Here is a 24,589-nt window from a genome sequence, read left to right as displayed (position 1 = left end):
CGGGCGCTTTCCTGGGACACTTCTCCAACTAAATTGTGTACATAGATATGACAGAACTAAAAAAACCGACTAGCACTATGTTTGTGCTAGCCGGTATTTTATTTAAATGGAAGAAGGTTGCGAAATTTCAGACACGTCTTCATTTGTTGTTTCGCTTGCTACCTCGCTAGATGTTACATCAGCAACAGCATCAAGAGGCTCTTCTCCTTCTGATGATACTGTACCATCATCAAATACAGTAGGTGCTTTTGCTGTTTTCCCTTTAACTTTATCAACAAATTGTGTTGATAATTGGGCTGTCTTTTCCTTCGCCGTCGAAGAAAATTCTACACTTTTATCTTTTAATGAAACAGCTTGTATTGCTACGTCCTCTCGTAAATCTCTACCTGCTTTTGGTGCAAGTAATAATCCTGCGGCAGCACCAACAATTCCCCCAACTAACGCACCTATTACAAAATCTTTCATATTCACCGTCTCCTCACCATAAATATCATTATTTTTTGCAATATACATTTGTGGTAAATGTGTTACTTTGTCTTCCGCCATCATTCTCCCGTCCCCTTTACTTGTTTATTTATTATTCTTAGCTTGTACGTCGTCAACTGTATAAACAGTTACGTCGTTTGGGTTAATGGCCTTACGTTGTCTCCATTTATCAGCAATCCCCATCGCTACATTACTCCACTGTACAACTTGTGCGATTTTTTCTTCATTCTTGCCTACTTCATTATTAATCGAAGAAGTAATACGTTGGACGGACTCATTTAACCCATTAACTGAATCGCCGATACCTTTTACAGCTAGCACTACTGAATTAAGCTGTTCAGATTTTTGTGTAATATCGTCCGCTAATGTATTTGTTTTTGTTAGTAGCGACGTTGTTTCACGCGTAATTCCTTCCATTTGCCCTTCAATACCTGCAACTGTACCAGCAATATTATTTAATGTGTTTTTTAATGAGAACAATGTCATACCGATGCTGACACATAGTACTAAAAAACCAATTGCTGCAATTAGTGCAGCGATGTAAAGTACGACTTCCATTTTGATTACCTCCTGTGACTAGTTATATTTTTATTTCGACAAATATTTCGGAAACCCTTCCTAATTTATGAAAAAACAGCTTATCCATGAACGGAATAAGCTGTTTTTGTCGACTAATCGATGTTACCCCGCAAAACTTTGATTAGTTTTCACGCGACAAATTACTTTGCTTGTAAAATATTTTCAAAAGCATCTTGGAATTTATGCACATCTCCTGCTCCCATAAATAAGAACACGGCGTCTGTATGTTGCTGTAATTGAGCAATCGAATCTATATCTAATACTTTGCTTCCTTCGATTAAAGTAGCTAAGTCGGCAATAGATAAAGCCCCTTTCTGTTCACGTGCAGATCCAAAGATATCACATAAATAAACTGCATCTGCTTGACTTAAACTATCCGCAAATTGTTGCAGGAAAGCTTGTGTCCTAGTAAAAGTATGAGGTTGGAAAATTGCTATAATTTGTCGATTCGGATATTTTTGACGTGCCGACTGAAGTGTTGCTGCTATTTCCGTCGGATGATGAGCATAATCATCTACCAATACATTATTCCCTAATATTGTTTCAGTAAAACGTCTTTTTACACCAGAATAAGTTTGTAAACGTTCTTGAATTAATTCAGCTGGAATTCCTTCATAATGGCATAAAGAAATAACCGCTAAAGAATTTAAAATCGTATGATCACCGAATAATGGAATAAAGAATTTCGCATAAAATTCGTTGCGTACATAAACTTCAAACTCAGTTCCTTCTGTTGTTTTTACAATATTACGCGCTGCAAAATCATTTTCAACACCGAAGCCATAATAAACAACTGGTACTTGCGCTTGAATACGTTGTAATTGCTCATCATCACCACATGCGATAATCGCTTTTTTCACTTGCATTGCAAGAGATTGGAATGCGCTATATACATCTTCTATATTGGCAAAATAGTCTGGATGGTCGAAATCAATATTAGTCATTATTGCATAATCTGGATGATATGCTAAAAAGTGACGACGATATTCACATGCCTCCATTACGAAATACTGTGCATTTTCTGTCCCTGCACCTGTACCGTCACCAATTAAATAAGAAGTCGGCATATATCCACCTACAACATGACTCATTAAGCCCGTTGTCGATGTTTTTCCATGTGCACCTGTAATGGCGATAGATGTGTAGCGATTGCTATAATCCCCTAAAAATTTATGATAACGAATGACTTCCACACCTAGTTCACGTGCGCGTACTAATTCTGGATGATCGTCAGAAAAAGCATTCCCTGCAATAACCGTTAAGCCTGGCTCTATATTATTTGCGTCAAATGGTAAAATTGTTATATTTCTATCGCGTAATGGCTGTTCAGTGAAGTAATACGTTTCTACGTCTGAGCCTTGTACTAGTTCACCTGAATCAAAAAGGATTTGGGCAAGTGGACTCATCCCCGAACCTTTAATGCCTGTAAAATGATAACGTGTCATTTTGAAACCTCCTAGGATACATATGATCCCGCTTGAATATTTATGAGCTATATTAAAAAGCTCATTCTTATTAAAAAGACTAATTCATTATAGCACTAAATATGTAGAACAATAAATGAACGACTTTTCAAATTTTTCTGTATTACATGAAGAGGTAGTAAATTCCACTACCTCTTTAAGTATTTCAAAATAGACTTTAATAAAATGTAATTTTTAAAGTGTCATGAATGTACTTGCCTACTATTTTATTCAAACATCGATACTAAGTCAGATTCTGTTATAAAAGATTCACGAGGTTTACTCCCACGCTGCTCTGATACGAAACCGTGCTTTTCTAACATATCGACTAGTCTTGCTGCACGGTTATAACCAATATGATATTTACGTTGAATCGATGAAGTAGAAGCCGTACCTTGCTCATAAACGAAACGACATACTTCCTCGAATAATTCATCCTGCTCTTCTACCATCTCAACTTTTTTTAACAGTTCTTCTTGTTCAAAAATATAATCTGGCTCACCTTGACTGCGTACATACGATATAATGTTTTCGATTTCATCATCTGTGACAAAAGTTCCTTGAATACGTTGAGGCGCTGACATACCATTTCCTAAATACAGCATATCCCCGCGACCTAGCAAACGCTCTGCCCCTTGGATATCTAAAATGGTACGTGAATCTATTTGTGATGACACAGAAAAGGCAATACGTGTTGGAATATTCGCTTTAATCAAACCCGTAATAACATCTACAGAAGGTCGTTGTGTTGCGACAATTAAGTGAATTCCGCATGCACGTGCCTTTTGTGCAATACGACAAATAGCATCTTCCACATCTGCTGGTGCCATCATCATTAGATCAGCTAATTCATCAATAACAATTAATAGATATGGTAGCTTTTGTGCATATTGACCATTTGCTTCAGCAATTGCATTAAAGCGTGTAATGTCACGGACTTCTGCATGCATAAACAGCTGATAACGTCTTTCCATCTCTTCTACTGCCCATTTTAATGCCGCCGCTGCAGCTTTCACATCTGTAATAACTGGGCTTACTAGATGCGGGATATGGTTAAATGGTGCTAATTCAACCATTTTCGGGTCGATTAGCATCAATTTTAATTCATGTGGATCTGCTTTATATAATAAGCTTACCAAAATCGAGTTAATACAAACTGACTTTCCTGAACCCGTTGCACCCGCAATAAGTCCGTGTGGCATTTTACGTAAATCGATTGTTACTGGTTTCCCTGTTAAATCTAAACCTAATGCTGCTTCCATTGGCGAATCGGACTCTAAAAATGCCGCGCTATCCGTTACTTCTGATAAACGCACTGCACGAGAAGTTAAGTTTGGTATTTCTATTCCAATCGTACGTTTCCCTGGAATAGGCGCTTGAATTCGAATATCTTTTGCAGCTAAAGCAAGCTTTAAATCATCCGATAAATTACGAATTTTACTTACCTTAGTACCATGGCCAATTGTAATCTCAAATTGCGTAACAGCAGGTCCTTGCATAATCGACTCTATTTGTGCTGTCACTTGATGATACGAAAGCGCTTCAACTAGTGCTTCCGCTTGCTCTTCCATCCAGTCAAGGTCTGCTATTTTCTCTTCAGGTGGTGATAAAAAAGACATCGATGGCTTATCATATTGTTTTATTTCTTTTTGTACTAATTGTTGCACATGTTCGGCTTCATTTTTCTCATAAAACGTAGATGATTGTCGAGAATCCGTACTTGTCTGTTCATTTGCTTTTTCTTCTTGTACAGTTTCGTCATCTACTTGTGCAATACGCTCCCGATGGACTTCTAAAAGCTCTCCATCTCCGTTACTTTCTTTTGCAAAAGTAGCTAGCTGTTCGATTACTTCATTTTCTGGAAGTTCGTCACTTTCATCTTTTATAAGCTCTAGATCTTCTACAGCATCAGCCTTTTCTACTACCGTAAAGGGTTGTGGCTGCTGAGAGATTGTTAAAGAAGGGATATCAATAGTGTGTGTAGATTGCTCATTAATATCAGGTTTGTCATCGTGATACTCTATCGTTTCATTCGTCACTTCAGCATGTACTTGTAACTCATCATCCACTAACTTTTTTTCAGCTACTTGCTTAGTAAATAGGTCCTTTACCATTTGTTTTGCAATTAGCTTTTGCTTATCCGATTTTAACATTAACACATTAAATGGCAATCTACTTCCTGTAGAATTTTCTCCACTTGGCATTACTGATTGAGTTGCCGCAGTTTCTTCACTTTTTATTTGAAACATCTCATTTTGCTGTGCTTGGTCGACATTTAAATGCCCGATATGGATCGTTGAATTTTCAATAGTTAAATGCTCTACTGTTACTTCACTTAACTGTCCACTGTCATTTAGGTCTTCCACAAAAGTAGGCGGCTGTTTAGTATTCTCATAATAAGATTTATTCACGTCAACCGGTTTAGGTGCTTGTTCTTGCTCAAACAGTTCAATTGTTGCTACCTTTTCCTGCACAGTTTCTTTCATCACTTGTGGCAAAGGTACCTCTTCCTCAACTATTGGTTGTTCAAGAATAACTGGAATCTCAACCACTTCTTGTAGTAAAACAGATGTTTCAGCAAATGGTTCAACAGCAGTTTCTTCCATTTCTTGTTTTAGCTCTTCCTTCTTTGGTAGTAGCTCTTCAATTGGCTTCGGTTTAGCAAAACCATATACTGGCGATGGTACATTTGTTGGCACGAAACGTTTACGCTTTTGCAAAGGATTAACAAACTCTTCATTTACTTCCTTTTGAGACCGTATAGGTTTTTTTGATAATAATTCGGTTTCATCTTTCTTCATTTCCGGTCGGCGCTCTGTACCACTACTGCGAATGACTTGCGAATAACCCCTTCCTTTTTTTCGACGCTCCAATAAATCACGGATACCCGACACTTCCACATCGTATACATTCGCGTTAGATTTCTGCAAATATTTCGGTAATTCAAAGCTATCGCTATTTTCCGAGACAATAGCCGATTGTTTAGGCTGAGCTTGTGGCTGTGGCACGACTTCTTCGTCACTAATTAACGGGAAACGGAAAGATGATTGTTGAGTTTGCTTATGTATTTCTACTCGCTCCTCCTCTTCCGTTTCAAAAGCTTCAAATTGTTCTTCTTGCTCTTCTTCATCTATATATAATAATTTATTAATTTGTTTTTTAAACCAATTCATCGTATCACTCTTTTCTTCATCGATAACCCTTCTATTATATGATAATATGCTACACATAAGCGCTTTAAAATAAATTCTACTTAAATTTCTATCCATTTATGCACAACAATAATCATATAAAATAAACATTTTTTTCTAATAACAGCCGATTTCGACTATAATTTATTATTTCATGAAAAGCATATCATATTTACCGCTGTAAATGCAGTAATAACAAGGGGAAAATTAAAAAAACTAGCACCGGAATTCTCCGATGCTAGCTTCATTTTTATCGAGTTGGAATAGCGAATGCAGTACCTACCTCAGCATCTGCTTCTAATACTAAAATACCTTTTACTTCTGGTGCTCCTGGAATTGCTAACTCGCGTGCAGAGCAGAGCATACCGAATGAATCAACTCCGCGTAAATTACCTTCTTTTATTAATAATCCTGAAGGCATTACAGCACCTATTTTTGCTACTACAACTTTTTGGCCCGCTTCTACATTCGGAGCGCCACAAACGATTTGTAATGTTTCATCGCCAACGTTTACTTTACAAATGCTTAATTTATCAGCATTTGGATGCTTTTCTTTCTCTTCAACATGACCAACAACAAATTTTGGAGAGAAGTCAACATCTAAAGAAACTTCTACATTATTTGCAGTAATAGCTGCTTCTAATTTTTCAACAAACTCAGGTGTTACTTCAACATTGCCGGCTACATTTAACTCCATGTATTTGCTTGCGTTGAATAGATTAAAAGCTTTTACTTCACCTGTCGCTTCTTCTTTTAAAATGGCGACGTCACCGATACGCTCCATAACCGTTTTAATAATTTTTTCTGATGCTAATTGTACTAATAGCACGTCACCAACATGCTCTTTATTGTATGCTACATTCATTGTTCATTTTGCTCCCTTTTCACTTTGTTTTTTGCTAGTATAAATATAGGTTCTAATTCGCCATTTTCATATACGAATGAAAGCGACGTAATTGGCACAGCTCCGACAGTAAAGAAATGCATAGCCATCTGTGCTAATACATCATACCCTACTTCGTTGCGAATATCACCAATAATTAATACATCTTGATGCGGTACAGATACTGTCATATCGCCTTCTACTTGTGCAGCCATATCCTTTAAAAAAGCTTCATTTAAAATACGGCTGGCATCATAGCCATCATTATGATTTAAGAAATAAAACACATTTCCCGCTACTTCATCTCGCGTCGTCGTTGTCGGTAATTTTTTAACTGAAAAACGTGCTACTTCACGAACTTTTTCTGCAGTAACCCCTAGTTGTTCTAACAATGATTCATCTAGCAAACGATATGTTGTCCCAAGATCAAGCGCATAAAAAATACGAGTCTCCGCTGTATGCTCTGTCGTTACAAAAGCATGTCCTTCATTAGACTGCTGCGGAAATGATGTAGATCTTATAACTGGGTAAATGTCCGATAAATCCGTAAAACCTTGTTGTTGTTCTTGCGTCATAGCTAAAAATGTTTGCTCGATTGTGTACACAACTTCATCAATTGCCGATTCTTTTTTTGTTGTATATTTTGCAAGTATTTCAGATAATGAAATATCCATGCCGCGCTGTAAAACTTTGTGTTCAAGGCGTACTTTGTCTTTTTCTTTATCGAATGACCATTCAAAAAGCTCCTCACCGAGACGTTTTTTTAGTTCTTGAACGAGTTGTGGTGATTTCAACATTGTCACTCCTATTCATACACATAAATAAACGGCTCACATTTTGTGAACCGTTCTAAGTATTATTAGTATATCAAAAAAAGCATTCACTCGCTTTACTGAACGCTTAAATTATATAATTCCGCTACTATTTTTTAGAAATTTGCACAGAGCGCACAATTTGCATCATTTCGCTAAGCTTATTTTCAATTTTTTTATTTTGTGAAATAGTTGTCATCTTAATACCACCGCTACCTACGATAAGCTCATACTCATCTTCACTATGCTTCACTACAGCAGAAAAGCCAAATGCTCCAGCTGTTTCAAAGTCTTGAGATTTCACAACATCTTTTGTTTTATCTGCTAATAAATTTTCGTAATGCAGTTTACTGTCTTCAGTTTCAATAGCATTGACAAATAATAGGAAAGAATCTTTATCTTTCTTTAAAATATAATTCATCTCATCAACACCTTGCTCGACAGTATAACCTTTTGGAATAAATAATTGTATATTACCAATCGTTGTATTAGGCGTTTGGGCAGCTTCCTTAAAAGTCGATTGTGCATTCGCTACACCTACTTCAATTTGCTCCTCTATAGATTTACCACACCCAGCAAGACTTAAAGCTAATATTAAAATTGCAATACTTTGAATCCATTTCCGATTCATCGTCTTCCCTCGCTTTCTATAATACTGTCTATTGTAAAATAAGATAAAACTATGTCGCAAATGACCTGCTTATGAAAAGCGGTTTTTTTTACAAAATTCTACTTCATCAATTGTACTTATTTTGATACATTACTTGTCCAATTAGTAGTTTGACAATATGCTCGAACATTTCGGTACGGTCAATTAATTTATTCGTAAAAATACCTATTGCCCCTGCACTATGACGAATATTCTTCGTATTTGTAAATGCATCCATGACAGGACCAAGCTCTAAACCACTACGCAGTTCACGAGCGATTTCTTCAGGCAAAATAAATTGTGCACCTGCACCACTAATAATAGTGCCATTTTTTAATGCAACTGCACCCCAGTTGCAGCAGTACATTTGCCCATCAATTTCATGTACACCACCTTCTAAGCCAAAATTCAAATCAGCGTTCGCACGGTTTAGTGTATTCATAGCTCGATTAATTGCACCTTGTCTCGTTTCAATATCGGAAAAAGGCTGCTGAGACACCCCTGAAGGTACGTCAATATGAACAAACTCAACGTCTTCATAATACTTGCGAATTACTTGCTCCACGGCTCTAGTCTTTGCTTTATTTAACGTTCCAATGGCTACTATCAAATCACTCAACTCCATTATAGTCTACACACTCTATTATAAGTCATAAGTAACGTATGTGAATAGAACAAAAGTTTTACAAGAAATTGTAACCATTTTCTACTAGTGTTGAAAAATAGTTGCTGTAAGGATGATTATTGACGATTCCTCATAGCTTTACACTTTATAATCAAGCTACATACTCTAAGATTTTTGCACTTTTTTTGTAAAAAATAGGACTGTCTCATTAAAAGACAGTCCCTTGCTTTGTATTAATTTATTAGAATATTTTTACACATTTGCACGAATTGATTCTAATGTTGTACGGTCTGCTGATTTTACTAATTTCACTAGTAATTCTTTTGCAGCCGCATAATCATCTATATGGATGATTGATGCAGATGTGTGGATATAGCGTGAACAAATACCGATTACAGCTGAAGGAATACCGTCATTTTGAGTATGCACTTTTCCTGCATCTGTACCACCTGGTGAAACGAAATATTGATACGGAATATTATTTGATTCCGCAGTATCTAAAATAAATTCACGCATACCACGGTGCGTTACCATTGTACGATCGAAAATACGTAATAGCGGTCCTTTACCTAGCTGCCCAAATTGATTTTTATCGCCTGAAGTATCATTTGCTGGTGATGCATCTAATGCGAAGAATAAATCGGGCTTAATCATGTTGGCAGAAACACCTGCGCCACGTAATCCTACTTCTTCCATTACGTTTGCGCCAGAATATAAATGGTTCACTAGTTTTTCATCTTTTAATTCTTTTAACAATTCGATTGCTAAACCACAGCCGTATCGGTTATCCCAAGCCTTTGCCATAATTTTGTTCGGGTTGGCCATAGGTGTGAATGGACAAATCGGAATAATTGATTGACCTGGTCGAACTCCCATTGACTGCGCATCTTCTTTTGAATCCGCACCAATATCGATTAACATGTTTTTCATATCCATCGGTTTTGCTCGCTCTGCATCTGTTAAAAGATGTGGAGGAATTGATGCGATGACACCTGGAATTTCACGATCTTTTGCATACACTGTCACACGCTGTGCAAGCATTACTTGATTCCACCAGCCTCCAAGTGTTTGGAATCGGATCATTCCGTTATCAGTTATCGAAGTAACCATAAACGCAACTTCATCCATATGGCCGGCTACTAATATTTTAGGTGCGTTTTCATCATCTGATTTGCGCACACCAAAAATGCCGCCTAAATTGTCTTGAATAATTTCATCTGAATATTTTTCAAGCTCACTACGCATAAATGTACGTACTGCATGCTCGTTTCCTGGTGCACCAGGTAATTCTGTTAACGTTTTAAATAGTTGCAATGTTTCTTGATTCAATTGCACACACGCTCCCTTAAGTGAAATACAACTTAATTATACCATATATTATTTCGCCATTCGAACTTTCTATTTTTTACTTCATGACATTTGTATGATAAAGTAAAAAATATCGGACTAGGAGGGGAAATCAATGAAATTACGAGATTTTGCGATGGGTGTTGTCACGGGGCTAGCGGCAGCTGTTATTATTAAAGAAGTAAGTGAACGGGTCGATCCTTATATGTCATCAAATGAAGTATTAACGAATATTAAAAATGAATTTAAAAAGGAATCTCCTATTGATGGTTCATGGATTTTTATGAAAACCGAGGATTACAACAATGGCTTCACGCAAGCACCAGTATATCGCGGGGGCATTTCACGAATAATGAACGGTGAAATGGAAACATTTGAATTTGCAGCAGACGCTCGTACAGGGTTCATACTAGAAATAAATAAAGTTTAACATTATTAACGGGTTGTGCTTATTATATAAAGCAGGTGAAAAAAAACGATTTGTTTTTTTGAGGGCACTGAAAAACCCCTCGTTTATATGACGAATCTGTTTTTCAAAATAAAAGTAAGGCACTTTTTGTTCAAAATTGAACAAGAGGTGCCTTATTTCTTTCTCCTTTTCTATTTTTCGCCTAGGATAATTGAAAAATCAACGAACGCCTCTTCCATGGGATTTACTCGCTGTCAGAGGGCTTTTACTCGCTACTCGCTACTTTACTCGCTGCCAGGATGGGTTTACTCGCTGTCCCATTGGCTTTACTTGCTCTTCCATGCGATTTACTCGCTTTCAGAAGGCTTTTACTCGCTACTCGTTGCTTTACTCGCTGTCAGGACGGGTTTACTCGCTGTCCCAATGGCTTTACTTGCTCTTCCATGGTATTTACTCGCTTTCAGAAGGCTTTTACTCGCTACTCGCTGCTTTACTCGCTGTCAGGACGGGTTTATTCGCTGTCTCTATGGCTTTACTCGCTCTTTCATGTGATTTACTCGCTTTCAGAAGGCTTTTACTTGCTACTCGTTGCTTTACTCGCTGTCCCAATGGCTTTACTTGCTCTTCCATGCGATTTACTCGCTTTCAGAAGGCTTTTACTCGCTACTCGTTGCTTTATTAGCTATCCCATTGATTTTACTCGCTCTTCCATACGATTTACTCGCTTTCAGAAGGCTTTTACTCGCTATTCGTTTGATTTGGCGAAGCATATTGTCTTTTTGTGATTTCGTCAACGAATAAAACGAGTTGATTGGAATGGGGGCGGCGACTTCTGCGGGAACAGAACGAGAAGAAGGTCAATTTTTTTACTGCCCGCAGCGAACATATTAGATGGAGCCGTGCCCCCACAAAACGCCCGCTGGAATGAAAATCAACGGCTTCAAAGAAAAAGCGAATACGTGGACAATTTTCGTCCACGTACTCGCTAATGATTTATGAACTTTTTCAGTGCTCTTATTTTTTTAGCACCTGCTTTTAAATTCCCATTCAATTTTAGAGCAATAGCAAGACCGGCTCTAGCCCTTCGATATAAATAGAAATGTCGCCACTAAAAATATTTAAAACTGAATTACCGCTTCATTGCTACGTCTTAAGCTATCTACAATTTCTTTTCCAGTCGCGTCCCACTGAATCATACGATAATAAGCATCATGGTAGAAAATAAACTTGTAGCCATTCGCTAAAGCCTCTTTCATAATTTTATCTTTGGCAAAGACACTAGTCATTGGGTAGTCGTCATACGCTAGGACCCATAGTGGATTTTGATGTGCATGTGTTGGCATAATATCTGCCATATGTAATGCCACTTCACCATTTTGCTCTAGACGAATAATCGCATGTCCATTACTATGACCGCCCGTATGAATCATTTTAATACCTGGTACCACTTCTAATTCACCTTCATATGGCTTCACTAAATGTTGTACAGGCTCCCAATTTTCCTTCCAATATGTGTTGCGTGAACGAATATTCGGGTTACGCATTTCATCCCATTCAATTTGCGTCACATAAATGCTTGCATTCGGGAATACTGGTACAAGCGTATCGCCTTCCCAACGTGTTAAGCCACCTGCATGATCGAAATGTAAATGTGTCATTAAAATAACATCTATATCTTCTGGCTTCATGTCGAGTTCCGCCAAACTATTCGCAATAGTGGATTCCTCAGATACCCCGTAATTTCTAAGCTGTTTTTCATTTAACTTCCCGGCACCTACACCTGTGTCGATTAAATAATTTTTGCCTTCATACTGGATTAAAATCGGCTCACACGCTAGTTCGATTTGATTTAAATCATTAACTGGATATTTACGAGACCATAATGCTTTCGGCACTACACCAAACATTGCTCCCCCATCTAATGCCGTTACACCACCGTTTAACCACGATAATTTCATGTTGTGAAATATAAATTGATCCATCCCTTTTTCCCCCAATATTATTTAGTTTTAAATTGACACTCTAAACGATAAATTGGCTGCCCCTTTGCAGAAAACTTCTCTTCATATTCTGTCATAATATTATCTTCTGGCATATTTGCATGTAAATCTAACGAAACAAAATTCAAGCTCATGCCATAAGCGTTCATGCTCATTAATGAATATTCAAATAATCCGCGGTTATCCGTTTTAAAGTGGATTTCGCCATTATCGATTAGCACATTTTCATATAATTTCAGGAAACCTTCATGCGTTAAACGTCGCTTTGCATGACGTGTTTTTGGCCAAGGATCCGAGAAATTTAAGTACACGCGACTAACATCGCCTTTTGCAAAATACTCTTCTAATTTAGCCCCGTTTACTTTTAACAGACGTAGGTTTGTTGGCTTTTCAGCTTCAACTATACGCTCTAACGCACAAACAATGACGCTATCAAATAGTTCAATACCGATATAATTGATGTGTGGATTTTGACGAGCCATTCCTAATACGAATTGCCCTTTCCCTGTCCCAACTTCAATATGGATCGGGTTGTTATTGCCAAAAACGGCTGACCAATTACCTTTATATTGCTCTGGATTTTGAATAATAACATCTGGATGTGAGTTAATATATTCTTCCGCCCAAGGTTTATTTCTTAATCTCACTTGCTAGTTCCTCATTTCTTAATACATGATTTCACATTTATTATAACTTATTGCGCTTTGTAATACCTATTATTTTGTCAAATACCAACTATGTTTTTTCACATAGAATGATAACGAATGATTTGCTACTTCTACTATTTCTCCATCTGTATGACAAAATAATTCAGCATTATAGTGAAGCTGGAAATCCTCCCCACTCATTTGAGTCACTTCTTTAAATAAAAGATGTTTGCCGAAATAAACAGTACTAAATATAAAGAGAAGCTTAATACGAGAGAGCTTATGAACGACTGTTAGCTCTAGTTCTCCATCATCAGTTTTGGAATACGGTGAAATTTTCATTCCCCCTCCAAAATAAGGTTGATTGCAAATCGTCGCAAACCAAACGTCTTTAATAATTCGTTCTTCTCCGTTATGTATTACAACTAATTCAAATGGTTTGAACGTAATTAGCCCGCGTACAACATAATACAAGTAACTTAGCTTACCAAGCCCCATTTGGTTTAGTCTCTTTTTCACCTTCGATCCATTCGTTAGCACTGTGACGAAAGCATCAAAACCTATACCACAGCTATTCATAAATGCACGCGGCTGTTGAAGGTGTACAATACCACAATCATGCGGCTCTCTTCCTGGATTGAGCAAAAATAATTCTAACTCGCCTGGACTACCAAACACACGATATGCACGTGCAAAATCATTACCAGAACCCGCTTTAATCGCACCTACTGTTACAAAATCAAATCCAATAACACCGTTAATTACTTCATGAATTGTTCCGTCTCCACCAATTGCTACTATACAAGTTGGTTGCTGCTGCTTTTGTGCATCTTGTGCAATCTTTTTCGCTATTTCAATCGCATGTCCCTCGTATTGTGTGAGATGTAATATGTGCACTACCGAAAGTTGCTGTTGCCAATCCTGCCATAACTCCTCACTTTTCCCTCTACCAGCACGTGTATTTAAAATAATATGTAGCTGCATTAATTTTCTTCCTTTTTCTCCACATTCCAAATATCGCGATTAAATGATGTTGTTTGGACTGTTTTCAACAAGGATTGTGCGGCACGTATTTGCATATGCTTTAGTGGTGAGGCAGTACGTTTTAATTGCTGTATCCATTCAGTATACTTACGCTTATCAACAATTTGACAACCATACACAGAAGTTGGGTAATCAATATATCCATTACGAGACAATAGCACTTTGCGGATTGGCATTTCAATTCCTTCTTGTTCAAATAATTGCTTAACTAGTGTTTCCATACGATTCAAGCGAATTAATGGATTTAATGTTTTCTTTTCGTATTTACTAATCTTCTTCACCCAGAAACGTTCGCTACTTCCTATATAAACAGCTTGATCTTCTTCTTCCAAAACGGAAATACATAAACATTCAACCGGTGTTATTATAATAATTTCTAATTCAATTGGTGCTTTTTTGACTCGCAAAATTGGATAGTAAAATACTAAATAATTATCTGGTAATGTTTGAAGTAATGTACGTAGTAATGTATCGCGCATATATTTTGGGTCTACATATGATTTTTCACGCAATGTTGAGCTAGCCCATTTCATTTGGAAGTGGAAAAATTGATCCATAAACATGCGTTTTAATTCATCTAAAGTTTGCGGATTATACACGATGTTTGGCTCAAAAAATAAAGTCGTTTCTTCTTCTGGAATTGCATCCTCATCGATTATTTCAGTAGAAACAACTATTTCCTCAATATCTTCTGCTGCTTTTTTTGACGGGAAAAATTTTTTCAAAAAAGAAAACTTTGTTTTTTCAACTTGCTGTTCTTCTTCTGCGTCAATGTGTTCCCAGTTTTTATTAAAATCTTCACCTGTCTCCCATTGATGCTTTACGCGCTCCCATTGCCCTTTTTTTAGACGAACAAATTGGGTTGGATAGCGAGCTAAATCAATTTGATAGCGTGAAATATAATCTTGTACTTTTACTAATTGTGCCATTTGAACTTCACCCCATTTTTCTTTCACTGTTTAATATTTTACATGAGTGATTGCAAAAAAAATATGGATAAAGTGAAATTCAACTTTATCCATAGAAAATTATGCATTTATCGGTGCTGGGATTTTTGTTTCAAATTGCGCTTGTAATTTACGAGTCCATTCACCAACTTGTCCACCATTAATCGCTTGACCGTCAACATCGATGATTGGTGTTATTTCTGAAGTTGTTGATGATACGATAATTTCGTCCATAGCAAGTAATTGTTCTTTCGTCATCGCTTCTTCTTTAACAGGCATGCCGATTTCAGCCGCACATTTTAAAATTACTTGGCGTGTAATTCCGTTTAAAATTAAGTTATTTGCTGGATGTGTATACAACACTCCATCTTTTACACCATAAATATTTGAAGAAGAGCCTTCAGTAATGATGTCCCCGCGATGTAAAATTGCTTCATAGCAGCCTTTTTCGTGTGCTTCCTGTTTTGCTAGTACTGCACCTAGTAAATTTAATGATTTAATATCACAACGTAACCAACGAACATCTTCAACAAATGTTGCTTTTACACCATTTTCAAAGTTTGCTACTGGGCGAGGATTTTCCTTTGCATTACCTGTTAATACTGGAAGTACGTCATCTCCAGGGAAAATGTGATTACGTGGTGTAGCACCGCGTGTTATTTGGAAGTAAATATGGCCTGTATTAATTTCATTTGCTTCTACTAATTGGTGTAATAATTGATGTAACTTATCTTTTGTATATGGAATTGTTAGACGAATTTTTTCAGCACTTGAATAAAAACGATCTACGTGCTCCTCTGCTGTAAATAATTGTCCGTTATATACTTTTACTACTTCATAAATCCCATCACCAAATTGGTAACCACGGTCTTCTTTATCTATTACTACCTCATTGTCCGCTACGATGCGGTCATTCCATAAACTATAACCCATTTCCTTAAACCTCTTCTCTTTTTATTTACTAGCTAACTTTACAATAGCCTCTGCATATATTGCAGCTGCAGTAATTAAATTTTCTACTATTACAAATTCATCCTTTTGGTGCGCAACATCTGGCTCACCCGGAAATAACATCCCAAACGCTACCCCTTTTTTCATAACGCGTGCGTATGTGCCACCACCAGTTGATAAAACTTTAGAAAAATCATTTGTGTACTTTTGATATACACTTACTAATGTTTTTACTAATTCATCATCTTCCGGTACATAGTGCGGAGCTGAATTGCCCACAACATCTAAAACAAACGGCTTGTTTTCAAGTATTTTTTGCGCTGCTGTAATTTTTTCTTCAAAAGAGTATGTGACAGAATAACGCATACTTACTTCAATCACGCCACCATTCTCACCAAATGATACGATTCCTGGATTTAACGTTGTTTCCCCTGACATATCATCACGGTAATTTAAATTCAATGCCGTACCAAAATGATTCCCATCAAACACGCATACAATAAACTGTACGAATTCCGCACCTGCACCTGTTAACTCAGTCGTTAAAAACTTCGCCAATAATACAGCCGCATTACGTCCTTTTTCGGGTTCCATTGCATGAGCGGATTTTCCTTTAACAGTTATTATATAGCGGTCACCCTCTTTTGTGAAAGACCCTTCTACCTCATTTTCCGACAAAAATTTCTGAAAATTCGAGTTGGAATGATCGGACACCTTAGCTAATACAGCTGTAGCAGTATCCGGAACCATATTCGTACGTTTTCCTGCTGTAAAGGATAGTAGCTCATCATTTGCTGTACGTTTATTTTTTTGCGAGAAAACAATATGTGCAATCCCTTTTTCTGCGTTAATTAAAGGAAAATCCGCGTCTGGTGCAAAGCCAATTGTCGGCATTTGTTCTTTTTTAAAATAATGATCAACACATCTGAAGCCACTTTCTTCATCTGTACCAATAATCATACGTACACGTTTATTAAGCTTAATTCCGCTATCTTTCACCATTTTCATTGCAAGCCATGCTGCCATCGTTGGTCCTTTATCATCAATCGCGCCACGGCCAAATAATTTACCATCAACAATACGCCCTTCAAATGGTGGGTACGTCCATCCATCACCAACAGGTACAACATCCACATGACATAATATACCTAGTAAATCTTCTCCTTCGCCCAATTCGATATGACCTGCTACATTATCTACATTTTTCACGTTCATATTAGCGGCCAAACCTTTATCTAACATAAAGTTTAACGCTTGTAATGGGCCTTGCCCGAATGGTGCTTCAGCCGTTCCATTTTCTTCATCTAAAATACTTTCAATTTGAATCAGCTGCTGTAGTTCTGTTAACAGCTCATTTTGTCTATCTTTCGCAATTTTTAACCATTCCATTTGCTACACCTCGTTCTCTAATATCGTATATTGTACGCCTCTTTATTAAATAACAACAAAAATATATACAATGTCAATTTTTAAAATGCTTATTAAAGATTTTGCTTATTATGCATAAATATATTGTAAATTTTTAATAAATAGTTGTCTATTATAGTAATTTCATTGATTTTGCGCTATAATTTCATTATCAGAATATTTGTTCTGACAAAAAAAATTGAAAAGGGGCTGTCTAAGGCAGAAATTCAAAGCCTAATGTAGCACTCTGCACATATTGTCGTCCGCTAGTCTTTGCCATGAGAATTAAGATCGAAGGAGTGGTTCATTTATGAAACCAACTACTGATAGAATGCTTAATCGTATTAAAGACGTGTACATGTTTATTCTTGATAAAGGGGTAGTGTCTACACAGGATTTAGTCGAAGAGTTCAACATCACTCCTCGCACCATTCAAAGAGATTTGAATGTGTTAGCCTTCAACGATTTGGTCGTAAGTCCAAGTCGTGGTAAATGGACAACGACGAAGAAAAAAGTAAAAATGACTTCTTAGATATAAAGTAAATCACTCTCGTTTATTCCTATTATGCGCTGGAAGAAATACTGGGTAGTGTAATCTCACACGAAGAGCATTTCTGAAGCGAACTCGAGAGTATAACGTGATTGCTAGATTGTAAAAGTATTTCACGCTCGTCGATGTTTGTTCCATTTGCAAGTTCAAAAGAAAGAATGAGAATGCCCTCTTTCATAGAGGGCATTCTTTTATTATTGGTTCTATAATTTTTGTTGAGAAATATGTACTATTGAAAAAAATCACTTATTCTAGATTGCTAATCTTCAACTAAAGACTTACAGGAATATTTAGCGGATCACTATTAGGTATTATTTGATATTGCCATACTTTTCCGTCTTCCCCTAAATAAAAGTAAGAGTACATAAAAGCTTCTTCTTCAATAAAGTTTATGTATAATTGATATTCAAGATTTCCAGATTTAATTTCATCAAAAGATACAACTTCCAAACTTTTATCGTACTCGAAACCGCTATATTGAGTTGAATCGTATAGCCACGTTTCCGTATTATCAACTACATCAGCAAGTAACTCTGTTCCAAATCTCTCTCTTACTTCACTATACGTTAACCCAACCTCTGCATTTTCTTCTACAAACGCTTTTGTAATATCCACTTCTTTTGTTGAGTTGTCTCCATTCTCATTTGAACAACCAACAAGAATAAACATAAGACTTAAGTATACTAATATTCTTTTCATTTTACACTCCCTCTAAATTATATGTAATCCGCTTCTTCTTTCACTTAACCTACCATATGAATAATAAGTACAGCCAAAGAAATATCGTTGACTATTTTAGCTTAAGAACATTTTTTTCACAATCTCTATTCTAACCCTAACAGAATTACAAATACACAAACATCCATCCTCCGCCCCGGAATGGAAATCAACGCCTTCCATGCAAAAAGGATGCACTAAATTTTGAATACTCAAAATTAGCACACCCCCACATTTTACAGAGAACTATTTATTGTTGAATAGTTACTGCCGATACTTTCCCTAGTTGCTCCTCACACTTAAAAAACGAGTAACGATCTTTACCTGAATTTTTCGATTTATATAACGCTTTATCCGCCCTCATGAATAGGCTAACTTCTGTTTCTCTTTCTTCCTCTTGAATAGCACAACCAATACTAACAGTTAAAAAACCCCAAATAACATTTTCACTATTCTTTTTATGATGAACACTTGCAATTACTTCATTCGATATTTCTTTCATCTTTTCAACTGTTGCATTTTCAACAACTATTGCAAATTCATCGCCACCAAATCGAACGACAAAGCCTTCTTTTTTTACCGTATCCATTAAAATATTCGCCATTTCAACGAGAATTTCATCACCTTTTATATGGCCATACTGATCATTTACTTGTTTAAAATTATCTAAATCTAATACTAGTAACCCGACATAGCCATTCTTCTTACGTTTCAACAACCCTTCAATATACGATAAATATGATGTTCGATTATTTACACCTGTAAGCGGATCAAATGTAGCGAGCTTTATTGTACCTGTTAAAAGTCGACTAATAACAACTAATAAAATAAACGATGTTATGACTGATACAAATAAAATAATCCAAAACTGTTGTGTATTTTTCTTTAAAAGCGCTAATTCTGTACCATTACCATATTTCGCGAAAATTACACGCTTTGTTGAGAATCCGCGCTCTTGCATTGAGTTATAAGGAATAAAACGATATGTTTCAACATAGCCATCTTCTAGCTTAATTTTATATTCCACTGCTTTAGATGTTTGACGTGCCTGTTTAAATGCAGCTTGGAATTCAGGTGATTTTTCTTTTATATTATCATTCACATCCCACTGATCATCTAAAAAGAAACCGCCACTATTAATAATTTTCACTTCGAGTAAATCATCATACTTACTAACTAAATTTATTGCTGTATCAAAGAAATTAAATTTTTCAAACAAGAGTATGTCTGTAGCGTTAACTCCAATTTCCATTAAATATTTCTTATCGGGTGTAGCTAAATAGCTATACTTCCACAGTTGCCCTGTCTGAGTCGAAATATCAATACCATCATTAAAAAATTCTCCACTCATTCTTCTTTCATCTAGTAAGTTGGCGAATTTCTTACAGCAATCATTAAAATTCAAGCCTAAATCCTTAGTAAAGGTCGTATGTATTACTGTGTTTTCATCATCTAATATGTAGTATTCCATATTTTGATTTTGCTTAAATGCTTCTAAATCCCATGACAGAACATTTGGATTTTCTTCATACAAATCATACATTTTCTGAAGCTCAGCCTCTAATTGCTTCGATAGTTCAGATTCTAAATAATAATGTGCATAATCGACAGTTTGCATATCTGCCAATATATGATTTTCTATAAGCCCCCATGTATTTTGAGCTTGTGTTTGAATATCTTTACGTAATAATCCTCGATTTGTAAAAGCCACTACTGTAACTAAAACAACTGCAAACACAGTCAAAGATACTAATAATTTAAAGCGTAAATTTTTCATTTGCAACACTTTTTCCCCTATGAGTTTATTAGATATTACAATGCTATGAATACTTTAAAATAAACTTGTATCGAAAATTTTACTAATTATTACAAAAAAGCCGTTACATAGTATTATACAATACTTTGTAACGGCTTTTTAGTTATTTTTAATTAAATAATAAAGCGAGTTCTTGTTCTGTTAATTCTCGATAATCGCCTAGTTCTAGCACCTTATCAAGCTTTAAGCTCCCCATTGATAGCCTTTTTAAATATGTCACCTTTTTGTCTACCGCTTCAAACATACGTTTCACTTGATGGAATTTACCTTCTTGAATAGTTAATTCAATTTCAGATTGTTCAGCAGATTTCAAAATAACTAAGTGTCCTGGCATTGTCATGTAGCCATCTTCTAGCTCAACACCTTGTGCAAAGGCATCAATATCTGATTGCGTCACAACACCGTCAATAAGTGCATAATACACTTTAGGTACATGTTTTTTTGGTGATAATAAATTATGTGCTAAGTTGCCATCATTCGTAATAAGGAGCAGTCCTTCTGTATCCTTATCTAAACGGCCTACAGGGAACGGTTTAAAATGCTGCGCTAGTGGGTCTAATAAGTCAATAACCGTTTTATCGTACTTATCCTCTGTAGCAGAAATAACGCCTTGAGGTTTATTCATCATTAAATAAATAAATTCTACATATTCAACTCGCTCACCGAAAACCGAGACATTTTGTTTTTCTGGGTCAACCTTCATTGCTGGATCCTTTACTTCAACCCCATCTATTGTAACAGCTTTTTGCTTCAGTAGCTGCTTTACCTCTTTTCTCGATCCATAGCCCATATTAGCTAGTAATTTATCTAAACGCATTTGTTTCTCCTATTCAAATCCTAATTTTTTCGCGATTTTTGTTATGCGCGCACCGAGTAATTTTTGCGCTAGCCCTAATCGAAGTGATAAGTAACCATAAACACTCGCTCCTACCCCAGAACAAATGATTACGTACACAAGTGCTAATACTTTAGATTCTGCTGGCGCTATTTTAGTTAATAAGAAATAAACTAAAAGTACAGCAATTGCCATAAAAATAGACAAAATACAAATTAATATTATTCTACGCATTGCCACTTTTGCATTGTAGTTCAATGTTTTATGAATAACAACGATATTAATCGTACATGTCACAATATAACCAAGTGCAGTCGCTAAAATAGCTCCGTCTACTTCCATTAGTTTAATAAGTGGAATGTTTAATACTAGCTTTACTAATAAACCTGTTAATAAGCTAAAAACAATCCATTTTTGATAGTTGATCCCTTGTAATAAAGAAGCGGTAATGGAGAACATCGCAAACAAGATCGCTACTGGAGCATAATGTGCAAGTACTGTTGCGCCCATTTCACTTTCTGAATATAGCACGTGGTAAATATCTGGAGCTAATATCATAATCCCTACAACGGCAGGAATCGTGATAAATAATAATACTTGATATGTTTTATCCATCGCACCGCGCAGCGCATTAAACTCTCCAAGAGTATAGTATTTTGTAATCGTCGGAATAAGCGCCATAGAAAAACCTGTCGCTAGCATTACCGGAATAATAACAACTTTATGCGTTAAAAAGTTGAGCATCGAAAAATAAGTATCTGTTACACTCGCTAATCCTATTGAGCTCATCGCACCATTAAATGTGAGCATATCGACAAGCTGGAATAATGGATTCGCAACACCTACAAAGACGATAGGAATCGAATACGTAATAATCTCTTTATAAATCGCCGAATACGATAAATTTTGTGTAGTTGTTGATTGCATTCGCAACTCATTAAACTCTGGTTTGAGTTTTTTCCAGTAATAATAAAGAACAACTAAACCACCAAGTGCCCCAATAAATGCAGCAAACACCGAAAACTTAATAGCAGTTTCAGGAAGGCCGTCAAGTAAAACAACAACGACAAACGATCCACCAAGCAAGACAACAATACGTGCTATTTGTTCGACTAATTGTGATACTGAAGTCGGCATATAGTGACCGTATCCTTGGAAAAACCCACGTATTAAGCTCATAAAAGGCACAACTAGTAATGCATAACTTACCCAGTGGATAACAGATGCAATTTGTTCCACACTATACATTTGTTCATCATCTTTAATCACAGTATGTGCAATAGGTTCTGCTAGTAAATTCAGCGCTATAAACGATAAAAGCCCTGTAGCTATCATCACTAATGTACCTGTTCTGACTAATTTTCGACCAGCCTCATAATCCCCTATTGCATTATACTTCGATACAAATTTTGAAACAGCTAGTGGTAATCCTGAAAGTGCAATCGATAACATGATTGAATATGGTATATAGGCATACTGATAAAGACCAATATTTTCCTCACCAACAATAGCATAGAACGGGAAAATATAAATTAGACCTAATAACTTTGATAAAAATAACCCGATTGTTAAAATCGCAGTCCCTTTCATTAATGAAGACATAAAAACATTCCAATCTATAAGAAAATAACATGCAAACAGTTATAGCAATATAACTGAAATATATGCTTAACACAGCCTCACAACAAATAAGCCGACCTTAATAGTCGACGTTTTTGCATCAAGAGCGTTTCAATAAATTAATTCTAATTGTTAGTTTACATGTGTAAGTCCATTAACTCAAATAGTTTCTTCTATTTGTGTATAATAGAACTTATGAAAAAAATATAGTACGCTAATTTTAAGTAAGAGAAAGTGAGTAAAGATATATGATCGATGTTATCGTAATTGGTGGTGGGCCTTCAGGTTTAATGGCCGCAATTGCCGCTGCAGAACAACATAAAAAAGTATTATTAATTGAAAAAGGCGGAAAGCTAGGAAAAAAACTTGCCATTTCCGGTGGTGGTCGTTGTAACGTAACAAATCGTCTACCTGTAGAAGAAATAGTCAAGCATATCCCTGGTAATGGTCGTTTTTTATTTAGTCCGTTTACAGTTTACAACAATGAGGATATTATCTCCTTTTTTGAAGGCTTAGGTGTTGCTTTAAAAGAAGAGGATCACGGGCGTATGTTCCCTGTATCGAACCGCGCACAAGACGTAGTAGATGCACTCGAAAAACAACTAAAAAAATTGCATGTAGAAGTAAGACTTCACACAGCTGTTAACAAACTATTAATAGATGATGAAAAAATTTACGGCGTACGCCTACAAGACGGGACTGAAATCCGCGCAAAAGCAGTTGTTGTTGCTGTAGGAGGAAAAGCTGTGCCACAAACAGGTTCAACAGGTGATGGCTATCCATGGGCTGAACGTGCAGGGCATACCGTGACAGAGCTATATCCAACTGAAGTACCCGTCACTTCAAAGGAGCCTTTTATCCAATCACGCGAGCTACAAGGACTGGCATTACGTAACGTAGCAGTTTCAGTACTCAATAAAAAAGGGAAGCCGCTCGTAACACATCAAATGGATATGCTCTTTACGCATTTCGGCTTAAGTGGTCCTGCTATACTACGCTGCAGCCAGTTTATTGTGAAGGAGCGTAAGAAAAACGGCGGTGCACCTGTACAAGTTCGAATCCAATCACTGACGGATTACAATGAAGAAACTTGCTTACAAATGTTAAATAAAACAATTAAAGCTGAGCCGAAAAAAGCAGTGAAAAACTTATGGAAGTCATTAGTCCCAGAACGCTGGCTATTATTTTTACTACAACGTGCTGACATTGATGCTTCACTTACAGGAATTGAATTGTCACAAGAGAAAATTCGTAGCTTTGCGCGTGAATTAGTAAGCTTCACAATGGATGTTCACGGTACACAGTCACTCGAAAAAGCATTTGTCACAGGTGGCGGCGTGTCGGTCAAAGAAATTGAACCAAAGACTATGGCTTCTAAGAAAAAACAAGGTCTTTATTTCTGCGGTGAAATACTAGACATTCATGGTTATACAGGTGGTTATAATATTACATCCGCATTAGTAACAGGTCGAATTGCTGGGATGAGTGCTGGGAGTTTTTCTGCCGAGTTTTAGTAGTTATCGGCGACTACAATAGACTAATCAGCTAAACTCCAATATAAAAAAACGGTTCAAATTCAAATGTTGGGGTGTAGTGAATAATTTCACTGCA

Annotated in this window: 22 protein-coding genes; 3 read left to right on the top strand and 19 right to left on the bottom strand. The window is 36.5% G+C overall.

From position 1 onward, the window contains the following. Window positions 1-102: 102 nt before the first annotated feature. From AAFN87_RS00475 to AAFN87_RS00435, 9 genes are all read right to left on the bottom strand, one after another. Window positions 103-549 (bottom strand): YtxH domain-containing protein, encoded by a 447-nt coding sequence (locus AAFN87_RS00475; protein WP_347789027.1) that lies wholly within the window; start codon window positions 547-549, stop codon window positions 103-105. Window positions 550-570: 21 nt separating this feature from the next. Further along, a complete protein-coding gene (locus tag AAFN87_RS00470; protein WP_347789026.1) occupies window positions 571-1,044 on the bottom strand; it encodes a DUF948 domain-containing protein in 474 nt (157 codons plus the stop codon). Window positions 1,045-1,205: 161 nt separating this feature from the next. Beyond that, window positions 1,206-2,510: a UDP-N-acetylmuramate--L-alanine ligase gene (gene murC, locus AAFN87_RS00465; protein WP_347789025.1), complete on the bottom strand. Its 1,305-nt coding sequence runs from the start codon at window positions 2,508-2,510 to the stop codon at window positions 1,206-1,208. Window positions 2,511-2,755: 245 nt separating this feature from the next. Further along, window positions 2,756-5,701, bottom strand: a complete 2,946-nt coding sequence (locus tag AAFN87_RS00460; RefSeq protein ID WP_347789024.1) for a DNA translocase FtsK — start codon at window positions 5,699-5,701, stop codon at window positions 2,756-2,758. Between the two features lie 268 nt (window positions 5,702-5,969). Further along, window positions 5,970-6,584: a YtpR family tRNA-binding protein gene (gene ytpR, locus AAFN87_RS00455; protein WP_347789023.1), complete on the bottom strand. Its 615-nt coding sequence runs from the start codon at window positions 6,582-6,584 to the stop codon at window positions 5,970-5,972. Further along, window positions 6,581-7,396 (bottom strand): DUF1444 domain-containing protein, encoded by an 816-nt coding sequence (locus tag AAFN87_RS00450; RefSeq protein ID WP_347789930.1) that lies wholly within the window; start codon window positions 7,394-7,396, stop codon window positions 6,581-6,583. Before AAFN87_RS00450 ends, ytpR begins: the two co-directional genes overlap by 4 nt. Window positions 7,397-7,523: 127 nt before the next feature. Next, on the bottom strand, window positions 7,524-8,045 hold the full coding sequence (locus AAFN87_RS00445; protein WP_347789022.1) for a hypothetical protein: 522 nt from the start codon (window positions 8,043-8,045) through the stop codon (window positions 7,524-7,526). 106 nt (window positions 8,046-8,151) lie between these two features. Continuing rightward, window positions 8,152-8,673 (bottom strand): DUF84 family protein, encoded by a 522-nt coding sequence (locus AAFN87_RS00440; protein ID WP_347789021.1) that lies wholly within the window; start codon window positions 8,671-8,673, stop codon window positions 8,152-8,154. Window positions 8,674-8,940: 267 nt separating this feature from the next. Continuing rightward, on the bottom strand, window positions 8,941-10,017 hold the full coding sequence (locus AAFN87_RS00435; protein WP_347789020.1) for a M42 family metallopeptidase: 1,077 nt from the start codon (window positions 10,015-10,017) through the stop codon (window positions 8,941-8,943). 133 nt (window positions 10,018-10,150) lie between these two features. Here AAFN87_RS00435 and AAFN87_RS00430 point away from each other — a divergent pair, with 133 nt between their 5' ends. Further along, window positions 10,151-10,465, top strand: a complete 315-nt coding sequence (locus AAFN87_RS00430) for a hypothetical protein (protein WP_347789019.1) — start codon at window positions 10,151-10,153, stop codon at window positions 10,463-10,465. A gap of 1,097 nt (window positions 10,466-11,562) precedes the next feature. Here the strand turns inward: AAFN87_RS00430 and AAFN87_RS00425 are convergent. From AAFN87_RS00425 to pepV, 6 genes are all read right to left on the bottom strand, one after another. Beyond that, entirely contained in the window at window positions 11,563-12,426 is an 864-nt protein-coding gene (locus AAFN87_RS00425; RefSeq protein WP_347789018.1) for a YtnP family quorum-quenching lactonase, read from the bottom strand. Window positions 12,427-12,443: 17 nt separating this feature from the next. Beyond that, a complete protein-coding gene (gene trmB / locus AAFN87_RS00420; RefSeq protein ID WP_347789017.1) occupies window positions 12,444-13,091 on the bottom strand; it encodes a tRNA (guanosine(46)-N7)-methyltransferase TrmB in 648 nt (215 codons plus the stop codon). A 69-nt stretch (window positions 13,092-13,160) separates the two neighbouring features. Continuing rightward, complete coding sequence (locus tag AAFN87_RS00415) at window positions 13,161-14,075, bottom strand: diacylglycerol/lipid kinase family protein (protein ID WP_347789016.1); 915 nt, start codon at window positions 14,073-14,075, stop codon at window positions 13,161-13,163. Beyond that, window positions 14,075-15,064, bottom strand: a complete 990-nt coding sequence (locus AAFN87_RS00410; RefSeq protein WP_347789015.1) for an NERD domain-containing protein — start codon at window positions 15,062-15,064, stop codon at window positions 14,075-14,077. The genes AAFN87_RS00415 and AAFN87_RS00410 overlap by 1 nt, the downstream gene beginning before the upstream one ends. Window positions 15,065-15,163: 99 nt before the next feature. After that, window positions 15,164-16,015, bottom strand: coding sequence for a D-amino-acid transaminase (gene dat, locus AAFN87_RS00405; RefSeq protein WP_347789014.1), 852 nt, complete (start codon window positions 16,013-16,015; stop codon window positions 15,164-15,166). Between the two features lie 21 nt (window positions 16,016-16,036). After that, window positions 16,037-17,422 (bottom strand): dipeptidase PepV, encoded by a 1,386-nt coding sequence (gene pepV / locus AAFN87_RS00400; RefSeq protein ID WP_347789013.1) that lies wholly within the window; start codon window positions 17,420-17,422, stop codon window positions 16,037-16,039. 328 nt (window positions 17,423-17,750) lie between these two features. On the opposite strand from pepV, the gene AAFN87_RS00395 reads away from it, so the two are divergent. Further along, window positions 17,751-17,972 carry a DeoR family transcriptional regulator gene (locus tag AAFN87_RS00395; RefSeq protein WP_347789012.1) on the top strand — a complete coding sequence of 74 codons (222 nt, stop codon included), beginning with the start codon at window positions 17,751-17,753 and terminating at the stop codon, window positions 17,970-17,972. Between the two features lie 288 nt (window positions 17,973-18,260). Here AAFN87_RS00395 and AAFN87_RS00390 read toward each other — a convergent pair whose 3' ends face one another. The 4 genes from AAFN87_RS00390 to AAFN87_RS00375 form a co-directional block, all read right to left on the bottom strand. After that, complete coding sequence (locus AAFN87_RS00390; protein WP_347789011.1) at window positions 18,261-18,689, bottom strand: membrane lipoprotein lipid attachment site-containing protein; 429 nt, start codon at window positions 18,687-18,689, stop codon at window positions 18,261-18,263. Window positions 18,690-18,957: 268 nt separating this feature from the next. Continuing rightward, a complete protein-coding gene (locus tag AAFN87_RS00385) occupies window positions 18,958-20,484 on the bottom strand; it encodes a GGDEF domain-containing protein (RefSeq protein WP_347789929.1) in 1,527 nt (508 codons plus the stop codon). Between the two features lie 148 nt (window positions 20,485-20,632). Then, entirely contained in the window at window positions 20,633-21,340 is a 708-nt protein-coding gene (locus AAFN87_RS00380; protein ID WP_347789010.1) for a pseudouridine synthase, read from the bottom strand. A gap of 9 nt (window positions 21,341-21,349) precedes the next feature. Beyond that, entirely contained in the window at window positions 21,350-22,960 is a 1,611-nt protein-coding gene (locus tag AAFN87_RS00375) for a putative polysaccharide biosynthesis protein (protein ID WP_347789009.1), read from the bottom strand. A gap of 266 nt (window positions 22,961-23,226) precedes the next feature. Between AAFN87_RS00375 and AAFN87_RS00370 the strand changes: the two genes are divergently transcribed. Next, window positions 23,227-24,492, top strand: a complete 1,266-nt coding sequence (locus tag AAFN87_RS00370) for a BaiN/RdsA family NAD(P)/FAD-dependent oxidoreductase (RefSeq protein ID WP_347789008.1) — start codon at window positions 23,227-23,229, stop codon at window positions 24,490-24,492. Window positions 24,493-24,589 lie beyond the last annotated feature (97 nt).

Origin of the sequence: Solibacillus sp. CAU 1738, assembly GCF_039888725.1 — a bacterium.
Lineage (GTDB): Bacteria > Bacillota > Bacilli > Bacillales_A > Planococcaceae > Metasolibacillus.
Note: the sequence above shows the minus strand (reverse complement) of the source record. Positions and strands in the feature narration are given on the sequence as shown.

Coding starts and splice junctions, on each gene's coding strand:
- AAFN87_RS00475 (WP_347789027.1), bottom strand. CDS start 549: ATGATGGCGGAAGACAAAGTAACACATTTACCACAAATGTATATTGCA.
- AAFN87_RS00470 (WP_347789026.1), bottom strand. CDS start 1,044: ATGGAAGTCGTACTTTACATCGCTGCACTAATTGCAGCAATTGGTTTT.
- murC (WP_347789025.1), bottom strand. CDS start 2,510: ATGACACGTTATCATTTTACAGGCATTAAAGGTTCGGGGATGAGTCCA.
- AAFN87_RS00460 (WP_347789024.1), bottom strand. CDS start 5,701: ATGAATTGGTTTAAAAAACAAATTAATAAATTATTATATATAGATGAA.
- ytpR (WP_347789023.1), bottom strand. CDS start 6,584: ATGAATGTAGCATACAATAAAGAGCATGTTGGTGACGTGCTATTAGTA.
- AAFN87_RS00445 (WP_347789022.1), bottom strand. CDS start 8,045: ATGAATCGGAAATGGATTCAAAGTATTGCAATTTTAATATTAGCTTTA.
- AAFN87_RS00430 (WP_347789019.1), top strand. CDS start 10,151: ATGAAATTACGAGATTTTGCGATGGGTGTTGTCACGGGGCTAGCGGCA.
- AAFN87_RS00425 (WP_347789018.1), bottom strand. CDS start 12,426: ATGGATCAATTTATATTTCACAACATGAAATTATCGTGGTTAAACGGT.
- AAFN87_RS00415 (WP_347789016.1), bottom strand. CDS start 14,075: ATGCAGCTACATATTATTTTAAATACACGTGCTGGTAGAGGGAAAAGT.
- AAFN87_RS00410 (WP_347789015.1), bottom strand. CDS start 15,064: ATGGCACAATTAGTAAAAGTACAAGATTATATTTCACGCTATCAAATT.
- dat (WP_347789014.1), bottom strand. CDS start 16,015: ATGGGTTATAGTTTATGGAATGACCGCATCGTAGCGGACAATGAGGTA.
- pepV (WP_347789013.1), bottom strand. CDS start 17,422: ATGGAATGGTTAAAAATTGCGAAAGATAGACAAAATGAGCTGTTAACA.
- AAFN87_RS00395 (WP_347789012.1), top strand. CDS start 17,751: ATGAAACCAACTACTGATAGAATGCTTAATCGTATTAAAGACGTGTAC.
- AAFN87_RS00390 (WP_347789011.1), bottom strand. CDS start 18,689: ATGAAAAGAATATTAGTATACTTAAGTCTTATGTTTATTCTTGTTGGT.
- AAFN87_RS00385 (WP_347789929.1), bottom strand. CDS start 20,484: ATGAAAAATTTACGCTTTAAATTATTAGTATCTTTGACTGTGTTTGCA.
- AAFN87_RS00380 (WP_347789010.1), bottom strand. CDS start 21,340: ATGCGTTTAGATAAATTACTAGCTAATATGGGCTATGGATCGAGAAAA.
- AAFN87_RS00375 (WP_347789009.1), bottom strand. CDS start 22,960: ATGTCTTCATTAATGAAAGGGACTGCGATTTTAACAATCGGGTTATTT.
- AAFN87_RS00370 (WP_347789008.1), top strand. CDS start 23,227: ATGATCGATGTTATCGTAATTGGTGGTGGGCCTTCAGGTTTAATGGCC.